The 21,091-nt window shown below is 55.7% G+C and carries 19 protein-coding genes; 7 read left to right on the forward strand and 12 right to left on the reverse strand.

Features of this window, described 5'->3' with window-relative positions; translation table 11 throughout:
• Positions 1 to 49: 49 nt before the first annotated feature.
• From cysC to cysD, 3 genes are read right to left on the reverse strand one after another with little or no spacing between them, the layout of a single operon-like run.
• Complete coding sequence (cysC, locus tag ACR6JA_RS13115; RefSeq protein WP_039287155.1) at positions 50 to 655, reverse strand: adenylyl-sulfate kinase; 606 nt, start codon at positions 653 to 655, stop codon at positions 50 to 52.
• Positions 655 to 2,082 carry a sulfate adenylyltransferase subunit 1 gene (cysN, locus tag ACR6JA_RS13120; RefSeq protein ID WP_494493638.1) on the reverse strand — a complete coding sequence of 476 codons (1,428 nt, stop codon included), beginning with the start codon at positions 2,080 to 2,082 and terminating at the stop codon, positions 655 to 657. Before cysN ends, cysC begins: the two co-directional genes overlap by 1 nt.
• Positions 2,083 to 2,093: 11 nt before the next feature.
• Complete coding sequence (gene cysD / locus ACR6JA_RS13125) at positions 2,094 to 3,002, reverse strand: sulfate adenylyltransferase subunit CysD (RefSeq protein WP_008458345.1); 909 nt, start codon at positions 3,000 to 3,002, stop codon at positions 2,094 to 2,096.
• A gap of 278 nt (positions 3,003 to 3,280) precedes the next feature.
• Here cysD and ACR6JA_RS13130 point away from each other — a divergent pair, with 278 nt between their 5' ends.
• The gene (locus ACR6JA_RS13130; RefSeq protein ID WP_494493639.1) at positions 3,281 to 4,321 is read left to right on the forward strand and encodes an aminopeptidase; all 1,041 of its coding nucleotides are present in this window, start codon (positions 3,281 to 3,283) and stop codon (positions 4,319 to 4,321) included.
• Positions 4,322 to 4,352: 31 nt separating this feature from the next.
• On the opposite strand, the gene cysH is transcribed toward ACR6JA_RS13130, so the two are convergent.
• The 3 genes from cysH to cysJ all read right to left on the reverse strand — a co-directional run bounded on the left by cysH (position 4,353) and on the right by cysJ (position 8,735).
• Positions 4,353 to 5,084, reverse strand: coding sequence for a phosphoadenosine phosphosulfate reductase (gene cysH / locus ACR6JA_RS13135; RefSeq protein ID WP_213715264.1), 732 nt, complete (start codon positions 5,082 to 5,084; stop codon positions 4,353 to 4,355).
• 133 nt (positions 5,085 to 5,217) lie between these two features.
• A complete protein-coding gene (gene cysI, locus ACR6JA_RS13140) occupies positions 5,218 to 6,930 on the reverse strand; it encodes an assimilatory sulfite reductase (NADPH) hemoprotein subunit (RefSeq protein WP_494493640.1) in 1,713 nt (570 codons plus the stop codon).
• Positions 6,930 to 8,735 (reverse strand): NADPH-dependent assimilatory sulfite reductase flavoprotein subunit, encoded by a 1,806-nt coding sequence (gene cysJ, locus ACR6JA_RS13145; protein WP_494493641.1) that lies wholly within the window; start codon positions 8,733 to 8,735, stop codon positions 6,930 to 6,932. The genes cysI and cysJ overlap by 1 nt, the downstream gene beginning before the upstream one ends.
• Positions 8,736 to 9,038: 303 nt before the next feature.
• Here cysJ and queD point away from each other — a divergent pair, with 303 nt between their 5' ends.
• The 4 genes from queD (at position 9,039) to ACR6JA_RS13165 (ending at position 11,647) form a co-directional block, all read left to right on the forward strand.
• On the forward strand, positions 9,039 to 9,404 hold the full coding sequence (gene queD, locus ACR6JA_RS13150) for a 6-carboxytetrahydropterin synthase QueD (protein ID WP_162473299.1): 366 nt from the start codon (positions 9,039 to 9,041) through the stop codon (positions 9,402 to 9,404).
• A 110-nt stretch (positions 9,405 to 9,514) separates the two neighbouring features.
• The gene (locus tag ACR6JA_RS13155; protein ID WP_494493642.1) at positions 9,515 to 10,789 is read left to right on the forward strand and encodes an FAD-dependent oxidoreductase; all 1,275 of its coding nucleotides are present in this window, start codon (positions 9,515 to 9,517) and stop codon (positions 10,787 to 10,789) included.
• Complete coding sequence (locus ACR6JA_RS13160; RefSeq protein ID WP_213715268.1) at positions 10,786 to 11,058, forward strand: ferredoxin family protein; 273 nt, start codon at positions 10,786 to 10,788, stop codon at positions 11,056 to 11,058. The genes ACR6JA_RS13155 and ACR6JA_RS13160 overlap by 4 nt, the downstream gene beginning before the upstream one ends.
• Positions 11,059 to 11,071: 13 nt before the next feature.
• A complete protein-coding gene (locus tag ACR6JA_RS13165; RefSeq protein WP_008458359.1) occupies positions 11,072 to 11,647 on the forward strand; it encodes a glycerol-3-phosphate responsive antiterminator in 576 nt (191 codons plus the stop codon).
• Here the strand turns inward: ACR6JA_RS13165 and ACR6JA_RS13170 are convergent.
• The 5 genes from ACR6JA_RS13170 to ACR6JA_RS13190 all read right to left on the reverse strand — a co-directional run bounded on the left by ACR6JA_RS13170 (position 11,631) and on the right by ACR6JA_RS13190 (position 16,987).
• A complete protein-coding gene (locus ACR6JA_RS13170; RefSeq protein WP_494493643.1) occupies positions 11,631 to 12,497 on the reverse strand; it encodes an electron transfer flavoprotein subunit alpha/FixB family protein in 867 nt (288 codons plus the stop codon). The two genes, ACR6JA_RS13165 and ACR6JA_RS13170, sit on opposite strands and share 17 nt — an antisense overlap.
• Positions 12,494 to 13,273 (reverse strand): electron transfer flavoprotein subunit beta/FixA family protein, encoded by a 780-nt coding sequence (locus ACR6JA_RS13175; protein ID WP_494493644.1) that lies wholly within the window; start codon positions 13,271 to 13,273, stop codon positions 12,494 to 12,496. The genes ACR6JA_RS13170 and ACR6JA_RS13175 overlap by 4 nt, the downstream gene beginning before the upstream one ends.
• A complete protein-coding gene (locus ACR6JA_RS13180; protein WP_494493645.1) occupies positions 13,251 to 14,606 on the reverse strand; it encodes an MFS transporter in 1,356 nt (451 codons plus the stop codon). The genes ACR6JA_RS13175 and ACR6JA_RS13180 overlap by 23 nt, the downstream gene beginning before the upstream one ends.
• Before the next feature lie 70 nt (positions 14,607 to 14,676).
• Positions 14,677 to 16,131, reverse strand: a complete 1,455-nt coding sequence (locus tag ACR6JA_RS13185) for an FAD-binding oxidoreductase (protein WP_213715271.1) — start codon at positions 16,129 to 16,131, stop codon at positions 14,677 to 14,679.
• 70 nt (positions 16,132 to 16,201) lie between these two features.
• The gene (locus ACR6JA_RS13190; RefSeq protein WP_494493646.1) at positions 16,202 to 16,987 is read right to left on the reverse strand and encodes an SDR family oxidoreductase; all 786 of its coding nucleotides are present in this window, start codon (positions 16,985 to 16,987) and stop codon (positions 16,202 to 16,204) included.
• A gap of 347 nt (positions 16,988 to 17,334) precedes the next feature.
• On the opposite strand from ACR6JA_RS13190, the gene ACR6JA_RS13195 reads away from it, so the two are divergent.
• Both ACR6JA_RS13195 and ACR6JA_RS13200 read left to right on the forward strand, forming a co-directional pair.
• On the forward strand, positions 17,335 to 18,633 hold the full coding sequence (locus ACR6JA_RS13195; protein ID WP_494493647.1) for an MFS transporter: 1,299 nt from the start codon (positions 17,335 to 17,337) through the stop codon (positions 18,631 to 18,633).
• A gap of 26 nt (positions 18,634 to 18,659) precedes the next feature.
• The gene (locus tag ACR6JA_RS13200) at positions 18,660 to 20,138 is read left to right on the forward strand and encodes an FGGY-family carbohydrate kinase (protein WP_494493648.1); all 1,479 of its coding nucleotides are present in this window, start codon (positions 18,660 to 18,662) and stop codon (positions 20,136 to 20,138) included.
• Positions 20,139 to 20,183: 45 nt separating this feature from the next.
• Here the strand turns inward: ACR6JA_RS13200 and queE are convergent, their stop codons facing one another.
• Entirely contained in the window at positions 20,184 to 20,855 is a 672-nt protein-coding gene (gene queE / locus ACR6JA_RS13205; protein WP_494493649.1) for a 7-carboxy-7-deazaguanine synthase QueE, read from the reverse strand.
• Positions 20,856 to 21,091 lie beyond the last annotated feature (236 nt).

Below are 21,091 nucleotides of genomic sequence, written 5' to 3' on the forward strand. Positions count from 1 at the left end.
ACTGATTTCATAACCCTGATGGCCGGAAGCGTTGTGCTTCCGGGCGTCTTCAGCAATTGATGATATCGTCGCGACGCAGCAGGTCTAATATTTGGGCCACTAAATTTGTTACTAATTGTTCGCCGTCTAAGTGAATTTCGGCCCGCAACGGCGCCTCATACGCCGAATCAATCCCGGTAAAATTCTTCAGTTCCCCAGCCCTGGCCTTCTTGTAAAGCCCTTTAGGATCGCGCGTTTCGCAAATGGCTAACGGCGTGTCCACAAACACTTCGTAGAAACGCCCTTCCCCGGCCCGTTCGCGCACCATTTGCCTTTCAGCCCGGTGAGGCGAGATAAACGCGCTGAGCACCACCAGGCCCGCATCCACCATCAGGCCAGCAACTTCGCCAACCCGCCGGATGTTCTCCTTGCGGTCCTCATCGCTAAAACCCAGGTCGCTGCACAAGCCGTGGCGCACGTTGTCGCCATCAAGCAAGTACGTGCTTACGCCAAGTTTATGCAGCTCTTGCTCAAGGGCGCCGGCTACGGTCGATTTCCCGGAGCCGGACAAGCCGGTAAACCATAGCACCGCGCCGCGGTGCTTGTGCAAGGCTTCACGCTGCTCACGCGTCACCGGATGAGCATGCCAGACCACGTTTTCATCATGGTCGGCCATTATTTGCCTCCCAGCAGATCGCGCGCGCCCCAGTGTGGGAAGTGGCGACGCACCAGGGCGTTAAGCTCAAGCTCAAACGCGCTGTAGGCCGAAGGTTCCTGATAAACCTCTGTCTGCGGCTCGCGCACCATGCCTGCGCCGACGGTCACGTTGCTCAGTCGGTCAATGAAAATCAGCCCGCCGGTCACCGGGTTGGACTGATATTTATCGAGCACCAGCGGCTCATCGAAGGTGAGATCCACCAGCCCAATCCCGTTCAGCGGCAAACTTTCTACCACGCGCTGAGTCAGCGAGTTAATTTCAACCTGGTACTGAATATTGTCGACGCGCGCACGGGTTTTCTTCCCGGCGATTTTGATATCAAAGCTCTGTCCCGGTACCAGCGGCTGTTCCGCCATCCAGACGACATCCACTTTCGCGCTCTGCACCGCGGCCAGCGATTCCGTCGCCTCCACCAGCAGGTCGCCCCGGCTGATGTCGATTTCGTCTTTCAGCACCAGGGTAATCGCTTCCCCCGCGCCGGCTTGTTGCAAATCTCCATCAAAAGTCACGATTCGGGCGATGCTGGATTCCACGCCAGACGGCAGCACTTTGACGCGCTGGCCCACGCTAACGGTGCCGGAAGCGAGCGTCCCCGCATAGCCGCGGAAGTCGAGATTAGGGCGGTTCACGTACTGCACCGGAAAGCGCATTGGCTGCTGCTCTACGCCGCGAATAATCTCTACCGTTTCCAGCACTTCGAGCAGCGTCGGGCCGCTGTACCACGGCATTTGAGCGCTGGCGCTGGCGACGTTATCCCCTTCCAGCGCGGAAAGCGGCACAAAACGGATATCCAGGTCCGCCGGCAGCTGTTGAGCAAAGGTCAGGTAATCCTGCTTGATCTGTTCGAAGGTCTGCTCGCTGAACGCCACCAGATCCATCTTGTTGATCGCCACCACCAGATGTTTGATCCCCAGCAGAGTGGAGATAAAGCTGTGCCGACGGGTTTGATCCAGCACGCCTTTGCGGGCGTCGATCAGCAGGATCGCCAGGTCGCAGGTCGATGCCCCGGTCGCCATATTGCGGGTGTACTGTTCGTGCCCCGGCGTGTCGGCAATAATGAATTTGCGTTTCTCAGTGGAGAAATAGCGGTAGGCCACGTCGATGGTAATACCCTGCTCGCGCTCGGCCTGTAGACCATCCACCAGCAACGCTAAGTCGAGCTTCTCTCCCTGCGTGCCGTGACGTTTGCTGTCGGTATGCAACGACGAGAGCTGATCTTCATAAATCTGGCGCGTGTCGTGCAGCAGGCGGCCAATCAGGGTGCTTTTGCCGTCATCGACGCTGCCGCAGGTCAAAAAGCGCAGCAGGCTTTTGTGCTGCTGGGCGTGCAGGTAGGCTTCGACGCCACCTTCATCAGCGATTTGTTGTGCAATAGTGGTGTTCATCTGGCGGCTCCTTAGAAATAACCCTGGCGTTTTTTCAGCTCCATCGAGCCTGCCTGGTCGCGGTCAATCATGCGTCCCTGGCGTTCACTGGTAGTGGAAACCAGCATCTCTTCGATGATCTCCGGCAGCGTCTGCGCGGTTGACTCCACCGCGCCGGTCAGCGGCCAGCAGCCCAGGGTACGGAAGCGCACCATACGTTGTTCAATCACTTCACCCGGCTGCAAATCGATACGATCGTCGTCAATCATCATCAGCATACCGTCGCGCTCCAGCACGGGACGCGGCGCCGCCAGATACAGCGGAACGATGTCGATATTTTCCAGGTAGATGTACTGCCAGATATCCAGTTCGGTCCAGTTAGAGAGTGGGAACACGCGAATACTTTCGCCTTTATTTATCTGGCCGTTGTAGTTATGCCACAGCTCAGGCCGCTGGTTTTTTGGGTCCCAGCGGTGGAAGCGATCGCGGAAAGAGTAAATACGCTCTTTCGCACGGGATTTCTCTTCATCGCGCCGCGCGCCGCCAAAGGCCGCATCAAAACCGTATTTATTCAGCGCCTGTTTAAGCCCTTCGGTTTTCATGATATCGGTATGTTTGGCGCTGCCGTGAACGAACGGGTTAATGCCCATCGCTACGCCTTCTGGATTGCGGTGTACGATAAGATCGCAGCCGTAGGCTTTCGCCGTGCGGTCACGGAATTCGTACATTTCGCGGAATTTCCACCCGGTATCAACGTGCAGCAGCGGGAACGGCAGCGTACCTGGGTAGAAAGCTTTACGGGCCAAATGCAGCATGACCGAAGAGTCTTTCCCAATGGAATACATCATCACCGGATTAGAAAATTCGGCAGCGACCTCACGGATAATATGGATGCTTTCTGCCTCCAGTTGCCGCAAGTGAGTGAGTCGTTTTTGGTCCATAACCTTCCCTTAAGCAGATACGCCGCGGCCGTTCATCGCAGCCGCTTGAGATTTAATCTAAGGGGACTATAAGTCTTGGGCTTATTTGTTATGAAATTACGAATTGGAATGACTAGTTCCCGAAAAGAATAACGCCCCGGTAAAGCTAACAACAAAATGTGCTTAACCCGCCGTTTTTTCGCGGGTTTAAGAGCAAATGAAATTGTTTAACCTGGCTCACAGTTTCATACTAACGGCGCTTAAAACTTCCGACTAATAAAGATGAATAAGGACGTACTATGTTTTCCGCATTGTGCCGCTCGGTGATTTGCCTGGCGCTGGGCGCGTGCTTTAGCTTTCCCGCAGTGGCGAAGGTCACGCAACAAGGCGACCTTGCCGACCAGCAAACCCGCCATATCGCGACTTATTTTCCGGGCCGAATGACCGGCAGCCCTGCCGAAATGCTGGCCGCAGACTATATTCAGCAGCAGTTTAAAAGCTGGGGATACCAGAGCGATATTCGCCAGTTTAATACCCGCTATATCTACACCACGAAAGCGGGGCATCAGACCTGGCATAACGTCACTACCAGCAGCGTGATTGCCGCCCGTGAAGGTAAACTGCCGCAGCAAATTATTATCATGGCGCATCTGGACACCTATACGCCGCTCAATGATAAAGACGTGGACAATAATCTCGGTGGCCTCACGCTGCAGGGCGTGGACGATAATGCTTCCGGCCTTGGCGTCATGCTGGAGCTGGGCGAGCGCCTGAAAGATATTCCTACCCGCTACGGCATCCGCTTTATTGCCACCAGTGGAGAAGAAATTGGCTCCCTGGGCGCGAAAAATATTCTGGAGCGCATGAGCAAAGAGGAGCAGGCCAACACGCTGCTGGTGATCAGCCTGGACAGCCTGATCGTTGGCGATAAGCTCTACTTCAATAGCGGGGCATCAACGCCTGCGGCCGTGCGCAAACTGACCCGCGATCGCGCGCTGACGCTGGCTCATCGCGCCGGGATTCAGGCCACCAGCAATCCGGGGCTGAATACGAAATACCCGAAAGGCACCGGCTGCTGTGGCGATGCTGAACCGTTCGACAAGGCCGGGATCCCGGTGCTGTCCGTGGAGGCCACCAACTGGGCGCTTGGGGCGAAAGACGGTTATCAGCAGCGCAGTAAAAACAAGGCATTTCCAGACGGTAACAGCTGGCATAACGCCACGCTCGACAACCTCGAGTATCTGGATAAAGCACTGCCGGGCAGAATTAAGCGCCGCAGCCATGACACGGTGCGTATTCTGCTGCCGCTGGTGAAAGAGTTGGCGAAGGCCGGGAAGTGATTTTCCCCTCGCCGTAATGGCGAGGGTGTACTTATTCGTGCAAACCGCACTCGCGTTTCAGGCCAAAGAAACGCGTCTCTTCTTCTGCCATACCGGGTTCCCACTTCCGGGTGGTGTGGGTGTCGCCGACGGACAAATAGCCCTGATCCCAGAGCGGATGGTACTTCAGCCCGTGCTCGGTCAGGTACTGGTAAACCGTGCGGTTATCCCAGTCGATAATTGGCAAAATTTTAAAGACTTCACGCTGTACCGCCAGCACTGGCAAATTTGCCCGGCTACCGGATTGCTCACGACGCAGGCCAGCAAACCAGGTTTGCGCTTCCAGCGTTTTCAGGGCGCGGTTCATCGGCTCAACTTTGTTGATGTCGTTGTAACGTTCAATCCCCTCCACGCCCTGCTCCCACAGCTTACCGTAACGCGCTTCTTGCCAGGCCGGACTTTCGGTCGCGCGGAACACCTGCAAATTCAGCTTCAGCTTGTCGGTAAGCTCGTCGATAAACTGGTAGGTTTCCGGGAACAGATAGCCGGTGTCGGTCAGGATGACCGGGATATCGGGGCGCTGCTGCGTGACCAGATGCAGACACACGGCGGCCTGAATGCCGAAGCTGGACGAGAGCACAAATTCCCCCGGCAGATTTTCCAGCGCCCAGGTCACGCGCTGCTGCGCGCTAAGTTTTTCTAGCTGAGCGTTGACTTCGGCGAGCGCCATAACGCGTTCGACCTTAGGAAGAGCGTTCAGCGCGGTAAGATCGAGTACGGACATATATGCCTCACTTAGTGATAAATGATCCTCACCCCAGCCCTCACCCTGAAAGGGAGAGGGGGAAGCGAAGCTCGGCAATCGTTATGCTAATCCCTTCTCCCCTTTGGGGAGAGGGTTAGGGTGAGGGGAAAAACTAGTCCCACAAATCCCTGGCCGGATCGAGCACCGGGCGAATAATCCCCGCGCGTACGGTAAAATCACCAAAGCCTTCGTCAGCCTCGCGCTCTTTCGCCCAGCGGCCCACCAGCTCATCAATTGAGCTGAGGATCTCCGGCTCGGTGATATTTTCGCGGTACATGCGCGGAATACGCGTCCCGATACGGTTGCCGCCAATGTGCAGGTTGTAGCGCCCAGGCGCTTTCCCCACGAGGCCAATTTCGGCCAGCATCGCGCGGCCACAGCCGTTCGGGCAGCCGGTAACACGCATCACAATGTGCTCATCTGGCACTTTGTGTTTATCCATCACCTGCTCAACTTTGGTGACAAACTCCGGCAGGAAGCGTTCGGCTTCCGCCATCGCGAGCGGGCAAGTCGGGAACGCCACGCAGGCCATTGAGTTCTCACGCTGCGGCGTAACCGCATTCATAAAGCCAGACTCGGTTGCCAGCTTCTCAATTTTAGCCTTTTCGCTTTCCGGCACACCGGCGACGATCAGGTTCTGGTTTGCCGTCAGGCGGAAATCACCTTTGTGGATCTTGGCTATCTCCAGCAGACCGGTTTTCAGCGGTCGCCCAGGGTAATCCAGGATGCGGCCATTTTCGATAAACAGCGTCAGGTGCCATTTGTCGTCAATGCCCTTCACCCAGCCAATACGATCGCCGCGGCCGGTAAATTCGTATGCGCGGGTTGGCTCAAACTTGACGCCAGCGCGGCGCTCAACTTCCGCCTTAAACACGTCAACGCCAACGCGCTCAAGGGTATATTTGGTTTTAGCATTTTTACGGTCAGTACGGTTTCCCCAGTCGCGCTGGGTTGTCACCACCGCTTCCGCTACCGCCAGAGTATGCTCCAGCGGAATGTAGCCGAATTCGCTCGCCGTGCGGGCATAGGTATTTTTATTCCCGTGTTCGATGGACAAGCCACCGCCGACAAGCAGGTTGAAGCCAACCAGCTTGCCGTTTTCCGCAATCGCAATGAAGTTCATGTCGTTGGCGTGTAGATCCACGTCGTTCTGCGGCGGGATTACTACCGTAGTTTTAAACTTACGCGGCAGATAGGTCGGCCCCAGAATCGGCTCTTCGTCGGTGGTGGCGACTTTTTCTTTGTCCCACCAAATCTCGGCGTAGGCGCGGGTGCGCGGCAGCAGGTGCTCGGAGAGCTTTTTCGCCCATTCGTAGGCTTCCTGATGCAGCTCAGACTCTACCGGGTTAGAGGTACACAGCACGTTACGGTTCACGTCGTTGGCCGTCGCCAGCGCGTCCAGACCCACCTCGTGCAGCATTTCATGCGCGGGCTTGACGTTCTTCTTCAAAATGCCGTGGAACTGGAACGTCTGGCGGTTGGTCAGGCGAATACTGCCGTAGATGGTCTTATCTTCGGCAAACTTATCAATAGCCTGCCACTGCTGGGTGGTGATAATCCCCCCCGGCAGGCGGCAGCGGAGCATCATCGCGTGACGCGGCTCCAGCTTCTGCTCAGCGCGTTCGGCTCGAATATCACGGTCATCCTGCTGATACATGCCGTGGAAGCGGATCAGCAGGAAGTTGTCGCCGTTGAAACCGCCGGTCAGGCCATCCTGCAGATCTTCTTTAATGGTGCCGCGCAGAAAATCGCTGTCGCGCTTCAGGCGTTCGGCGTCGACCAGTTTGCCTTCGACCACCAGAGGGCCAGGGTGTTTTTCACTCATTAGTAGACATCTCGCTGATAACGGCGCTCAACGCGCAGCTCACTTAAAAATTCATCTGCCGCTTCGGTGTCCATGCCACCGTGGACGGCAACCACTTCCAGTAACGCCTGCTCAACGTCCTTCGCCATACGGTTGGCGTCGCCGCAGACGTAAATGTGGGCACCTTCCTGAATCCAGCGCCACAGTTCCGCGCCTTTCTCGCGCAGTTTGTCTTGTACGTATATCTTATGCTGCTGGTCACGGGACCAGGCTAAATCGATGTTCGTCAGCAGGCCGTCTTTGACGTAGCGCTGCCATTCCACCTGATAAAGGAAATCTTCGGTAAAGTGCGGGTTGCCAAAGAACAGCCAGTTCTTGCCGCCAGCGCCGTCGCTGTCGCGCTGCTGAATAAAGGCGCGGAACGGGGCGATGCCGGTGCCAGGGCCAATCATAATGACCGGGGTTTCAGGGTTGGCCGGTAAGCGGAAGTTATCATTATGTTCAATGAACACGCGCACTTCGCCATCTTCCTCAAGGCGGTCGGCCAGGAAACCTGAAGCGCCACCGCTGCGGGCACGGCCTTCGATGTCATAGCGCACCGCGCCCACGGTAATGTGGACTTCGGTTTCAGCTTCCGCCTGCGAAGAGGCAATAGAATAAAGGCGCGGGGTGAGCGGACGCAGCAGGCCAGTCAGCTGTTCAGCCGTCAGCTCTGCCGGGGCGTAGCGCGCCATGTCCACAATCGGCGTGGTCTGCGCGTAATGTTGTAATTTGGCTTTATCGCCCACCAGCTCCAGCAGCGCCGTGTTGCGGGTCAGTTGGGCGTAGTTTTCAACGATATTGCCGGTGTTGACCGTCAGCTCGAAGTGCCACTGCAGCGCTTCGCTTAACGGCAGCGTTTTGCCATCGAGGGTGACGCTTTCATCGCCTTTCAGCCATAGCAGGTCCGTCAGCTCTTTCACCAGCGCCGGATCGTTCTGATACCAGACGCCAAGCGCATCGCCCGGCTGATAGCGCAGGCCGGAGTCGCCAAGATCGATTTCGATATGGCGCACGTCTTTATCGGAGTCACGGCCGGTAATTTTCTGGTTCACCGCAAGCGTGGCGGTCAACGGTGATTCTTTGCTGTAAGGGCTGGTGAAGATTTCGTTGCTCACGCCCGTGGCCGTCGCGGCAGCCTGAGCCGGTGTTTCGGCCGGGACGCGGGATTTCAGCCGTTCAACGATTTGGCTGCGCCATGCCTGGGCGGCAGGCTCGTACTCTACGTCGGTATCAACGCGATCCAACAGGCGCTCCCCGCCTAATTCAGCCAGTTTACTGTCGAAGTCTTTGCCGGACTGGCAGAAGAATTCATACGAGCTGTCACCGAGGCCAAAGACGGCAAACGCGGTGCCGTTCAACTTCGGTGCTTTTTTCGAGAACAGGAATTTGTGCAGGGCCACTGCCTCTTCAGGCGGCTCGCCTTCCCCTTGCGTGGAACTGACGACAATCAGCAGTTTTTCCTGGGCTATTTGTTTGAATTTATAGTCGCCCGCGTTCACCAGATTGACGTTCAGCTTCGCCGCCAGCAGGTCGTCCCGCAGCTGCTCACTCACGCGGCGTGCGTTGCCGGTCTGCGACGCGGAAATTAGCGTAATCACTGGGACTTCTGCCGCAGGGGCCGGAGCCGCCGCGACAGCACCAGGCTGCTGGTTAATCATTCCCCAGAAATAACCGGATAACCAGGCCAGCTGAGTGGTTGAAAAATCAGTGGTCGCCGCCTGAAGGCGTGCCAGCTGGTCCGGCGTTAACGGCAGCAAAGCGCTCGGTGGAACCTGAGAAGTCATACGTATTTAGCTTCCAGTAGCAAAGGGCAAAAAAAGGGCTTACAGACTGTAATGAGCCAAGGTTAACCAGCAGGTTATCAACAATTAAAGAAGGGATGGAAATAATAAATAACTAAAACGACTAATCGTTTTTTCAGGTAAATCATAGTGTTAAAAGTGATTACCTAACTACCTGATGAATATAAGATTTCAGCGCATTCACCGCTATTTACACCATGCTGCAGGGCAATGCGCCGTTTAGTTAATGCGAAAAATAGTCCATTCCGCTATCATGCGGCGGTTTTTTGAATTCCAGAGAGTCGAATGATGTCTACCACCCTGTTTAAAGATTTTACCTTCGAAGCCGCCCATCGCCTGCCGCACGTCCCGGAAGGTCACAAATGCGGTCGCCTGCATGGCCACTCCTTTATGGTGCGCCTGGAAATTACCGGCGAGGTAGATCCGTATACCGGCTGGATCATGGACTTCTCCGAGCTGAAAGCGGCGTTTAAGCCGACCTACGATCGCCTCGATCACTATTATCTGAACGATATTCCTGGGCTTGAAAATCCCACCAGCGAAGTGCTGGCGAAATGGATTTGGGATCAGATGAAACCTGTTGTGCCGCTGCTAAGCGCGGTGATGATCAAAGAAACCTGTACCGCAGGCTGTGTCTACCGCGGCGAATAAGCTAAAAAAGTCCGGAAATCAACCCGGACTTTTCCTCTCTGCGCCCCCCATCAAGCTAATTTTCATCCCACTTTGGTAAGCTGTGCCGTCGCAACTAAAAGGTGCATGGGATGGCCACTACAGATTTCGATATTATCGTCGTTGGCGCGGGGATCGCAGGCGCCTGCTGCGCGGTAGAGTGCGCGCGCGCTGGGCTAAATGTTCTGCTTGTTGAGCGAGCAACTCAGCCGGGAGGCAAAAACCTGTCGGGCGGCAGGCTTTACACCGCCGCGTTTGATGCCCTCTTTCCTGATTTTTCTCGCGCCGCCCCACTCGAACGCTGTATCACCCATGAAAAGCTCTCCACGCTGACGGCAGAAACGTCCACGACGTTGAGTTTCCAGCACCCTTCGGCAGCGTCATATAGCGTGCTGCGTGCCCGGCTGGATCCGTGGCTGTTCCAGCAGGCTGAACAAGCGGGCGCGCAGTGCCTGACGGCGACTCAGGTCGATAGCCTGCATGTTGAAAGCGGCGCGGTGAGCGGCGTGGTGATCGAAGGCGAAGTGTTGAGCGCCAAAGCCGTGGTTATCGCTGAAGGGGCCAATACCCTGCTGGCGGAACAGCACAAGCTGTTGCACAAGTTACCCGAGCACAGCGTTGCCGCTGGCGTGAAAGAAGTGCTGGCGCTGCCGAAAGAAGATCTCGAGAACCGCTTCTCGCTTGAAGGTAACGCAGGTGCCGCCTGGCTGTTCACCGGCGGCATCTGCGGCGAACAGCCTGCGGGCGGGTTCCTCTATACCAATCTCGATACGCTGTCTGTCGGCATTGTCTGCCCGCTCTCTTCAATTCGGGCTGCCTCTACTTCGCTTCCCGATCTGCTGGAAAACTTCAAGCAGCACCCAACGCTGCGCCCGCTTCTGCGCCGTGCCGAGCTGGTGGAGTACGGCGCGCATATGATTCCTGAATGTGGCCTGAACGGGCTTCCCGAGCGCCTGGCCGGCCCCGGCTATTTGCTGGTGGGCGACAGTGCCCGTTTCTGTATCAATACCGGTTTCACCGTGCGTGGCATGGATTTGGCGGCGCTTTCGGCAAAAGCGGCGGCGCAAACGCTGATTCAAGCGCTACAAGAAAATGTCAGTGTCGATCTTCATCAGGCGTACCGCCACCAGTTGGAGTGCACTTCGCTGTGGGCGGTGCTGGAGCGCTATCGTAAAATGCCTGATTTTTTACAAACGCCGGGGCTGTTTCAGGACTATCCGCACCTGCTGGCTGAGCTGCAGCGTGATATCTTTGATCCCCAGTATTCACCGCCGCCACGACTCAGCAGCCTGCTGTGGAAACATGCCCGCAAAACGGGTATTTCCAGACTGGTTAAAGACATTTTTCGCGGAGGGCGCAGCCTGTGAACCTGCATGAGAAACTGGCCAGGAACGCCTGGCAACCTGCGGAGAAACCACACATTGTCCCCGCAGATAATCCCGATATCGAACAGCTTACTCTGCTGGTACGAGCCTGCCCCGCCGGGCTATACCGACAGAAAGAAGACGGCAGCCTGCACATTGATACCACCGGCTGCCTGGAGTGCGGCACCTGCCGCCTGCTGTGCGACGAACAAACCCTCAGCCGCTGGCGCTACCCGCCCGCAGGCTGCGGCATCCAATTTCGCTTTGGTTAATGGAGTCCAAGCTGTGTCCCTGATGTCCCTACTCAAGCAACACCCGCTGATTGCAGCGGTAAAAGATAACCAGAGCCTGCAGCTGGCGCTGGAATCCGACTGCCAGGTGATTTCCGTGCTGTACGGCAATATCTGCACCATTACCGGCATCGTGCAGCAAATTAAGAAGGCGAACAAATACGCGCTGGTGCACGTCGATTTACTGGAAGGGACATCGAATAAAGAGATTGTGATTAACTTTCTGAAACTGGTGACCCAGGCCGACGGCGTAATCAGCACCAAAGCGCCAATGGTGAAAGCGGCCAGGGCGCAGGGGTTCTTTGCCATTCACCGGCTGTTTATCGTCGATTCCATCTCTTACCACAACATCGATAAACAGGTGGCCCAGTCGAACCCGGACTGCATCGAAATCCTGCCGGGATGTATGCCGAAAGTGATGAAATGGGTCACAGAAAAAATCGACCTGCCGGTGATTGCCGGTGGCCTGGTGTGCGACGCGGAGGATGCCAACAACGCGCTCAGCGCCGGGGCGTTGGCTATCTCCACCACCAATACCGGCGTCTGGCAGTTGGCTAAATATCTTCCCTGACACAGGTTTGCAGCTCGGTTAGCACCGGCAGCAGGTCATCGACGATCCCCACATCGGCGTGGCGAAAAATCGCCGCCTGCGGATCGTTGTTGATGGCAACAATGAACCGGCTGTGGGCAATACCGCTGATAAAGGCCGGTGCGCCGGAAACGCCTGCCGCAATACAAACGTCTGCGGCAACCTGGGTACCGGACATCCCCAGCAGTTTGTCCATGCTACACCAGGCGTGCATCACCGCTTCGCGGCTGGCACCGGTTTCCATGCCCAGCCTGCAGGCAATCTCCTCTACCTGCGCCATGGCTTGAGGACTGCCAACTCCCCGTCCCACCGCCAGCACAAGCCTGCCATCGGCCAGGCCGGATTCGGTTTCATCGGCAATTGCCCCGGATTCAACCAGCCAGGCGGGCTTCTGTGCCGCCACGGGAATTTGTACATACTCGATCTCCGGTTGCCAGATTTTGGCTCCCGGCGCGGCGGCGACGCTCAGGCACCAGGGTTTATCGTGCAGTTGAAGCTCAGCCACCAGCGCGCCGCCATAGGCGTTTTTGCGCACCACCTGCCGGGCAAAATCCGCGTCGTTAATCGCGCTCCACGCCTCCCCTTGCAGCCGGTGCGCCAGCCGGGTGGCAAGCTCCGCGCCCTGCCAGCCAGAAGGAAATAACAGCATGTCTACTGGAGCAGGCACGAAGTGGGTATACAACCCCTCCAGCAGCGGCTCGCTGAATTCACTCTCCGGCAGCAGCCAGGCTTCGACATGTTCTGGTGCCATTTCACTGCACGCAATGAAATGCCCGATCTCATTGAGCGCCGACGCTTGCCTCACTTCAGGCAGAACCAGGGCAATTTTCATGATTTCATCCTATTACGTAGCCAGTCGCGGTAAAGGCTACGGACCTTTTCGCGCACATCGCTGCCCTGAATAATTAAGCCGCCGCGCTGCCGCTGAGGGTGATCCAGCCCGACCAGAGGAGAGAATGTCTCCTCATGACCAGGGGCTTTCACAGGCAAGACCTCAACGTCCGAAGCTTTCACCGCCAGTTTTTGCCGCAGGCCAGGCGTTCTAAGGCAGTAATCGCCACGGCTTTCAATCATCAGCACCGCAGGCAGCCGCACGGTCAGGCTGCGTTTTCCTGCGCCGAGCCGCTGTTTCAGGCAAACCTGCTGCCGTTCACCGTCGAGCGTGAAATCATAGACCTGAGTGAAACACGGCCAGCCCAGCTGTTCGGCGAGGTAAAACCCCGTCTGGCCGCTGTTACCTTCGGCACTGCGTGAGCCCATGACCACCAGAGATTGAGAATGTTGCTGCTGCCATGCGGCCAGCAAGGCAGCCACTGAGGCGGGAGAAAAAGTCAGCTCGTCATCCGGCTGCAGCCGAACGGCTCGCAGGAACCCCAGTGCTTTGAACTGGCGAAGAAAGCTGTCCGCCCGCTCGCGACCAATGCTTAAGGCGGTCAAGTTTAAGCCTTCAGCCTGACGCAGCAGTATCTCCGCGGCAGCAGCCTCATCTTCTCCCAGACAAGGGCGCGTTATAGAGGTGTCCAGGCTGCCCTGCCCGGCGGCCAGCCAGTCTTTTTCCGCCAGCATGGCGAGGTCTGGCTCGGCCTTAAAGGCTAACAGAATGTTCATGATTCACTCCCGGCGGCTGCTCTTTATTCCCGGACGCGGCCACAAGGCTCATGTTTCGCGTTTCCGGCGCCCAGAAGACGGAAACCAGCAGGCCCAGCATCAGAACCGCGCTCAGCAACAGCATGGTGTTTTGCACCCCGAAGGAGACCAGCGCCACCGGCAGCAGTCCGGTGCTAATTGCCGAACCTAGGCGGCTCATCGACGTCGCAAACCCTACGCCCAGCGAGCGAATATCCGTCGGGAAACTCTCAGCGGGGAGAACGCCGACCAGGTTGCTGACCGCCGAAATGGTCAGCGTAAAAACAAAGAACAGCAGCAGGATGAGGGTGCCGTGTTGTTCCGGCACCAGCGCCAGTGCGGTAAGGCTGAAGAACAGCACCAGAAAACCGCCGATCAGGAAGCCGCGTCTTGAGCAGCGGTGGGTCAGCACCAGGCCCGCGATCGCGCCCACCACCAGCACCACATTCAGCAACAGGCTGGCGGTCAGGCCATCCTGCATACCCAGCAGCCCGGTAATGGACGGTAGCCAGGTATAAATCGCAAACCACGGGATCACCAGGCAAACAAAGAACAGGCTATTAAACGCGGTACGCCGCCAGTATTGCCCGGAAAACAACGTGCGGAGATGGCGGGAAGTTGGCACCGCAATCTCATCGCTAATAACAACATGTTCGCCGAAGCAGCGGCGCACAATCTGATGCGCTTCGGACACCCGCCCCTGGCGAAGCAGCCAACGAGGAGATTCCGGAGTGCCCCAGCGCAAGAAAGTGATTAACAACGCAGGCAACGCGGCCGACGCCAGCAGCCAACGCCAGGCTTCCGGCCCGCTCTCCACTAGCTGATGCCCAATGAGGCTCGCCAGCACATAACCCAGCGTCCAGACCACGCTAAAAGCGCCGAGCAGCACGCCACGATGTTTACGCGGGGCAAATTCGGCCAACATGGTGTGGCCCACGGAGTAGTCGCCGCCCAGCCCGATGCCAATCAGCACCCGCAGCAGAATCAGCTGCTCTACGTTACTAACGAAAAATTGTAAAAAGGAGGCCAGCGTGATGAGCACGAAGCTGAAGTTAAAGATTTTCTGACGACCAATATGATCGGAGATCCAGCCCAGCACCAGGCTGCCTAGAAACAGCCCAAACAGCGCCGAGCCGCCCACTAATCCTTCCTGAAGCGGCGTCAGGCTCATTTGCGGCGTAATCATCACCAGCGCAAAGCCAATTACGCCGAGCACGTAGCCGTCCGTCAAGTGAGCGCCGAAGGTCAGCCCGGCAATGCGTAAATGAAAGCGATTAAGCGGCAGGTCATCCATACGAACCGGTTCGGCGTGCATACTGATTCCTTTGTCGATCCGTAAATGAAGAGGTCGGCTCCTGAGAGCCGACCCATGCGGTTATGTACGATTATTTTTCAATCGGCCAAATCGTGCCGGTGTTCATGATGCCGTTCGGATCGTACTGATCTTTCAGGCCCTGCATGATTGGCCAGGCGGTGCCGTGCTCCAGCTTGGACCAGTGCACGCGGTGCTTGCCGATCCCGTGGTGGTGCACCATCGAGCCGCCGAGGCGAATCGTCTCTTCCACGATGATTTTGTTCAGCGGGTTGTGGTACTTGTCGATCTCCTCTTCCGGCTTGCAGTCCACCACGTTGTAGTCGTACACGAAGTACATGTTGGTGCCGTTGATGTAGCTGTGGGAAGAGTGGCCGCCCAGCATAGTGATATCACCCGCATGTGGGAACTCGTTGCGAATGCGCTCGATCACATTGTGGTAAATCTCATTAATGCAGCTCCAGCTGCCAGAAACTTCAGTGGTAAAGCCCATGTTGCCGGTTTTCAGGATCTGCACACGTTCGGCGGCCACTTTATCCGGCCCCCAGTTCAGGTTGTTGAACCAGGTTTCGATGAGCTTGCTGTCCACCTTCTTGCATTCCGGGTGGCGGGCAACAATTTCTTCGATGCCCGCGCCGGTCGCTTCGGCCAGGCGCTTAGACCCTTCTGCCATAAAGATCAGCACGCATTTGCCGTCGGCAAAATGGGTGAAGTGCTGGGTGCCATCTTCGGCGTCATACAGGCGGGCAATCGACGGACGGTAGCCTTCCACCATCACTTCACGCAGGATGTCGAACCCGGTCTTCATGTTGTCGAGGATGTAGCCGTAGAACAGGTTGTTTTCCGGCATGTACTTGAAGATTTTTACCGTGACTTCGGTGATGTAGCAGAGCGCCCCTTCGTTGCCGATGATCACGTGGCGAATGTCCGGGCCAGCGGCACGGCGCGGCACGTTTTTAATGCGCGTGATGCTGCCGTCCGGGAACACAGCTTCCAGACCAACCACCATGTCCTCAATCGCCCCGTACAGGGTTGAGAACTGGCCGATGCTGCGGGTTGCCACAAGGCCGCCCATTTGTGCCAGCGGTTTGGACTGCGGCGAGTGGCCGGTGGTGTAGCCTTTTGCACGCAGGGCATCTTCCAGCACTTCCAGCGGCACACCGCACTGGGCTGTGGCCTGCATGTTTTCAATGTCGATATCGACAATCTTGTTCAGCCCGGAGCCATCCAGCACCACGGAGTTTTTCACCACCGCTTCCAGGCCACCTTCCGTTGCGGAAGCGCCGGTTCGCGGGATACAGGTGATGTGGTTGCTGTTCAGAAACGCCAGTACGCTGGAGACTTGCTCAGTGTTCTGCAGTTTCACTACCGCGGCCGGCAGCGGCTGAGTGTACACGCCATGAATATCCGCATATTTTCTGAACCGGTCGATACTGTTTTTCTGTAATACTTTTTCATCGGTAATAACCTGCTGCGGGCCAACGATTTCTTTTAATTGATCCACAATTGCTTCGCGAGATAAAGACATGACAACTCCTTCCTGACAAATAATGGAATACGGATATAAATAAGAGAAAGCAGGAACCACCCTGCGAGAATTACCTGACTAAATAACCACCATCAACGACTAACAAATGGCCATTAACATAATCTGAAGCACGGCTGGATAAATAAACCATTGCTCCCATAAGATCTTCAGTCTCACCCCAGCGGTTGGCTGGAATATGATCCAGTACGCGCTTGTTGGTTTCCGGGTTCTTACGCGTTTCGGTCGTAATATCAGTGGCATAATAACCAGGCGCAATACCGTTCACTTGAATATTATATTGGCCTAATTCATCGCAATACGCTTTCGTTAAACCGGCCAGCGCGTGTTTTGTGGCGGAATAAGCCGGAGACCATTGGCCGCCAAGATAAGAAAATAGCGAACAGATATTAATAATTTTTCCGTGCTTTTGCGGGATCATCACTTTGGCCGCCTCGTGACTTAATTCGAACGCCGCGGTCAGGTTAATGTTGATCATCGGGTCCCAGTCGGAGCGGCCGAAATCCAGCACCTTGTTGAGCTTACAGATCCCGGCATTGTTGACCAGAATATCCACCGACCCAAAGGTTTCCAGGCACTGGGCGATGACCTGAGCCGGGGCACCTTTCTCCGTGATATCCACGGTCATAAACGCCACTTTTACGCCTTGTTGTTCAATTAGTTGACGCGTTTCGCCTTTCTCTTCCACCACCGTTGGAATAAACACATTCGCGCCCGCCTTAGCCAGCGCCATGGCGAATGCCTGCCCCAGCCCGCTGTTACCGCCGGTGACAATCGCCGTCTTCCCCTTGAGCGAGAAGAAGTCCAGTGAGAATTCGTTGAGTGCGCTGAGCGACATGATGAACTCCTTAAATTTTTTAAACGCAAAAAAAATGAGAAAAGCAAGCTCCCCCCGAAAGGGAAGTTACTTTTCTCATCGTCTCTAGTAACTGGCTAAAATAAGTATCACAGCGGTGGGGCATGTTATGTGATCAACATCACAACTCATTAACAAGAAGGTTTTACCGCTAAATTATTCGCCGTGAAAACCAATATCGTGATATTTCTCACACTAAAAAACCACGCTGCATGTTAATAATCTCCGCAATTACTAGAGCCCATGAGAAAAGTAATCAGCCCTTAAAAGGGGATTGGTTACTTTTCTCTTTTTTTGTCTTTAACAATCCTGATTACTGAGAGCACACCATGCGTGATTCAAATTTTCGTCGCTGGCTAACGCTGGCAATAATAAGTATCAGTGGTGGTGTAAGTTTTGACCTTGCTTATTTAAGGTATATTTACCAAATCCCTATGGCAAAATTTATGGGGTTTAGCAATACCGAAATAGGCTTAATCATGAGTACTTTCGGAATAACCGCAATTATCCTTTATGCGCCGAGTGGAATTATTGCTGATAAATTCTCTCACCGCGTAATGATGACGCTGGCGATGATTGCCACCGGCCTATTGGGGATTGTGATGGCTTTCTATCCGCCGCTGTGGGTAATGATCGTCATTCAGGTCGCCTTCGCCGTGACCACCATTCTGATGCTGTGGTCGGTCTCTATTAAGGCGGCTTCCCTGCTGGGGGATCATAGCGAGCAGGGAAAAATCATGGGCTGGATGGAAGGCCTGCGCGGCGTCGGCGTGATGGCGCTGGCGGTATTCACCATGTGGGTGTTTTCGCGCTTTGCGCCGGAAGATGCCAACAGCCTTAAAGCCGTTATTCTTATCTACAGCGGCGTTTATATTGCGCTTGGCGTGCTGTGTTGGTTCTTTGTCAGCGGCGGCTTTACCGGCCGCACAGAAGGTGCTCAGGAAGCCAAAAAACCGGCCTTCCAGCTCAAAGATATTCTGTCCGTTTTACGGATAAGTACCACCTGGTACTGCAGTATGGTGATCTTCGGGGTTTACACCATTTATGCCATCCTGAGCTATTCCACCAACTATCTGACCGAGATGTACGGCATGTCGCTGGTGGCCGCCAGCTACATGGGTATCGTGATCAATAAAATCTTCCGCGCCTTTTGCGGCCCGCTGGGCGGCATTATTACGACCTACAGCAGAATTAAATCGCCCACTCGCGTGGTGCAGTTGCTCTCTATTGTTGGCGCAGTCGCACTCATAGCGCTGCTGGCGACCAACGCCAATCCTCAGTCCGTTGCGATGGGCATTGGGCTTATTTTACTGCTGGGGTTCACCTGTTACGCCTCACGCGGGTTGTACTGGGCCTGCCCCGGCGAAGCGAGAACGCCGCCCTATATTATGGGTACCACCGTGGGTATCTGTTCGGTCATCGGCTTCTTGCCGGACGTATTCGTGTACCCGCTTGTCGGCCACTGGCAGGACACCCTGCCCGCAGAAGAAGCCTACCGCAACATGTGGCTGATGGGATTAGCCGCACTGTGCATGGTCACCGTGTTTGCCTTTTTGCTGATTCGCAAAATTCGCGCCGCCGACATCGCACATGAAAAATTGGCATCGCTGGCCGCAACGGGCGAGTGATGAGGGAAAATTGAAGGAGAAAGGCAATGTCGAAGCAATACATCATTGGGATTGATGGTGGAAGCCAGAGTACAAAAGTCGTGATGTACGATCTGGCAGGTAATATCGTCTGCGAAGGCAAGGGGCAGCTGCAGCCGATGTACACGCCGAACGCGGATACCGCCGAACACCCTGACGACGACCTGTGGGACTCGCTGTGCCGCGCCGGGCAGGATTTAATGAGCCACTTCACAGGAGACATAAGTGCGATAGTAGGGATTGGCCTCGGCTCCATACGCTGCTGTCGCGCCTTATTAAAGGCCGACGGCACCCCAGCTGCGCCGCTGATCAGCTGGCAGGATGCCCGCGTCACCCGCCCCTACGAGCACACAAATCCTGATGTGGCCTGGGTGACTTCATTCTCGGGTTACCTGTCCCATCGCTTAACCGGCGAGTTCAAAGACAATATCGCCAACTATTTTGGCCAGTGGCCGGTGGACTACAAAACGTGGTCATGGAGCGACGACGGCGAAGTGCTGAAGAAATTTAATATTCCACGCGCCATGCTGTTTGATGTTCAGATGCCGGGCACGGTCATTGGCCATCTTACAGAAAATGCGGCGAAGGCTACGGGCTTCCCGGCCGGATTACCGGTCGTTTGTACCACCAGCGATAAGCCGGTAGAAGCGCTTGGGGCCGGGCTGCTGGATGACGAAACCGCTGTGATTTCTCTCGGCACCTATATCGCGCTGATGATGAACGGCAAAGCGCTGCCAAAAGCCCCCGTGGCCTACTGGCCCATTATGTCGTCTGTGCCTGAAATGCTGTTGTATGAAGGCTACGGCATCCGCAAAGGGATGTGGACGGTAAGCTGGCTGCGGGACATGCTGGGCGAGTCATTAATTCAAGATGCCAAAGCGCAGAATCTTTCCCCGGAAGGGTTATTGAACAAGAAAGCGGCGCTGGTGCCGCCGGGCTGTAACGGCTTAATGACCGTGCTGGACTGGCTGACCAACCCCTGGGAACCGTTTAAGCGTGGGATAATGATAGGTTTTGATTCCAGCATGGACTACGCGTGGATTTACCGCTCGATCCTCGAAAGCATCGCCCTGACGCTGAAAAACAACTACGACAATATGTGCCATGAGATGGACCACTATGCCAAACATCTGATCATCACCGGCGGCGGCTCCAACAGCGACCTGTTTATGCAGATCTTTGCCGACGTGTTTAACCTGCCGGTCAGGCGTAACGCGATCAACGGCTGCGCAAGTCTGGGAGCGGCAATCAACACCGCCGTCGGGCTGGGGCTGTATACCAGCTATGAAACCGCCGTCGAAAAAATGGTGCGGGTCAAAGACGTTTTTATGCCCGTTGAAAGCAACGCTAAACGCTATGAGGCGCTAAACAAAGGAATTTTCAGGGAGTTAACGCAGCACACTGACGTTATTCTGAAAAAATCGTATCAGGTGATGCACGGGGAGTTAGATAACACGGACTCGATTCAAAGCTGGTCCAACGCTTAACTAACGGTTTACGCCGGGTGTGATGGCTACACCCGGCTTTGCTCATCAGGCAATATTCAAATACTTGTGCGTCTGCATCGACAGACGCCAGTTGCGCGCGATGCAGGTTTCGATGCACAGACGCGTCGCGTCCTCTTTTTGGCTGATAGGCTGCAACGCAATGATGCGGCTTTTCTCATCCGTCAACGTAGCCAGCAGTTCGTCCAGCGCTTCGACGTCACGCATACGCCCAACCGGGTGCTTAATTTCATCCGCGCGTTCCAGCGCCTGGGAGAGAATGTCGTACCCGCCGCGCATGTTCACCTTCGGGGAAACCGTCACCCAAGTATTTGCCGTGCAGCGCACTTCATGCGTGCCGCTGGTTTCTATCTGGCAGCTAAACCCGTTTTTCTCGAGCAAATCTGTCAGCGGCGTGGGGTCGTGAATGCACGGCTCACCGCCGGTGATCACCACATGTCTCGCGGTATAGCCCTGGCGGCCAATCACGGTAAGTAGATCTTCGGCGCTTGCCGCGCCCCATTTATCACTTTCTTTAGTTTTGGCCAGGATGCTGAACAGCGACACTTCACGATCCGCGAGCTTATCCCAGGTATGTTTGGTATCGCACCAGGCGCAGCCTACCGGGCAACCCTGCAGGCGAATAAAAATGGCGGGCACGCCGGTAAAATAGCCTTCCCCTTGCAGGGTCTGGAACATCTCGTTAATCGGGTACTGCATAATCATCTCAGTCATAGTCACAAAAAGTAATTATCGCAGAACTGGCGATGGAGATCATGCGAAAGCGGCTGCACCACGGCGATGCCTGATGCCCAAGTCGCGCAAACATTCTCTATTCTCACGGTTACTGTGTGCCAGTTCTCAACTTTCTTATGGTGATTAAACGTTCGTTCCTCATGTTGATCGTCGTCATAACAGCACGTATTGCTAACTTCTAGCATCCCTCTGGCTTTCCC

It is taken from the genome of Cedecea sp. B1(4), from assembly GCF_059414925.1.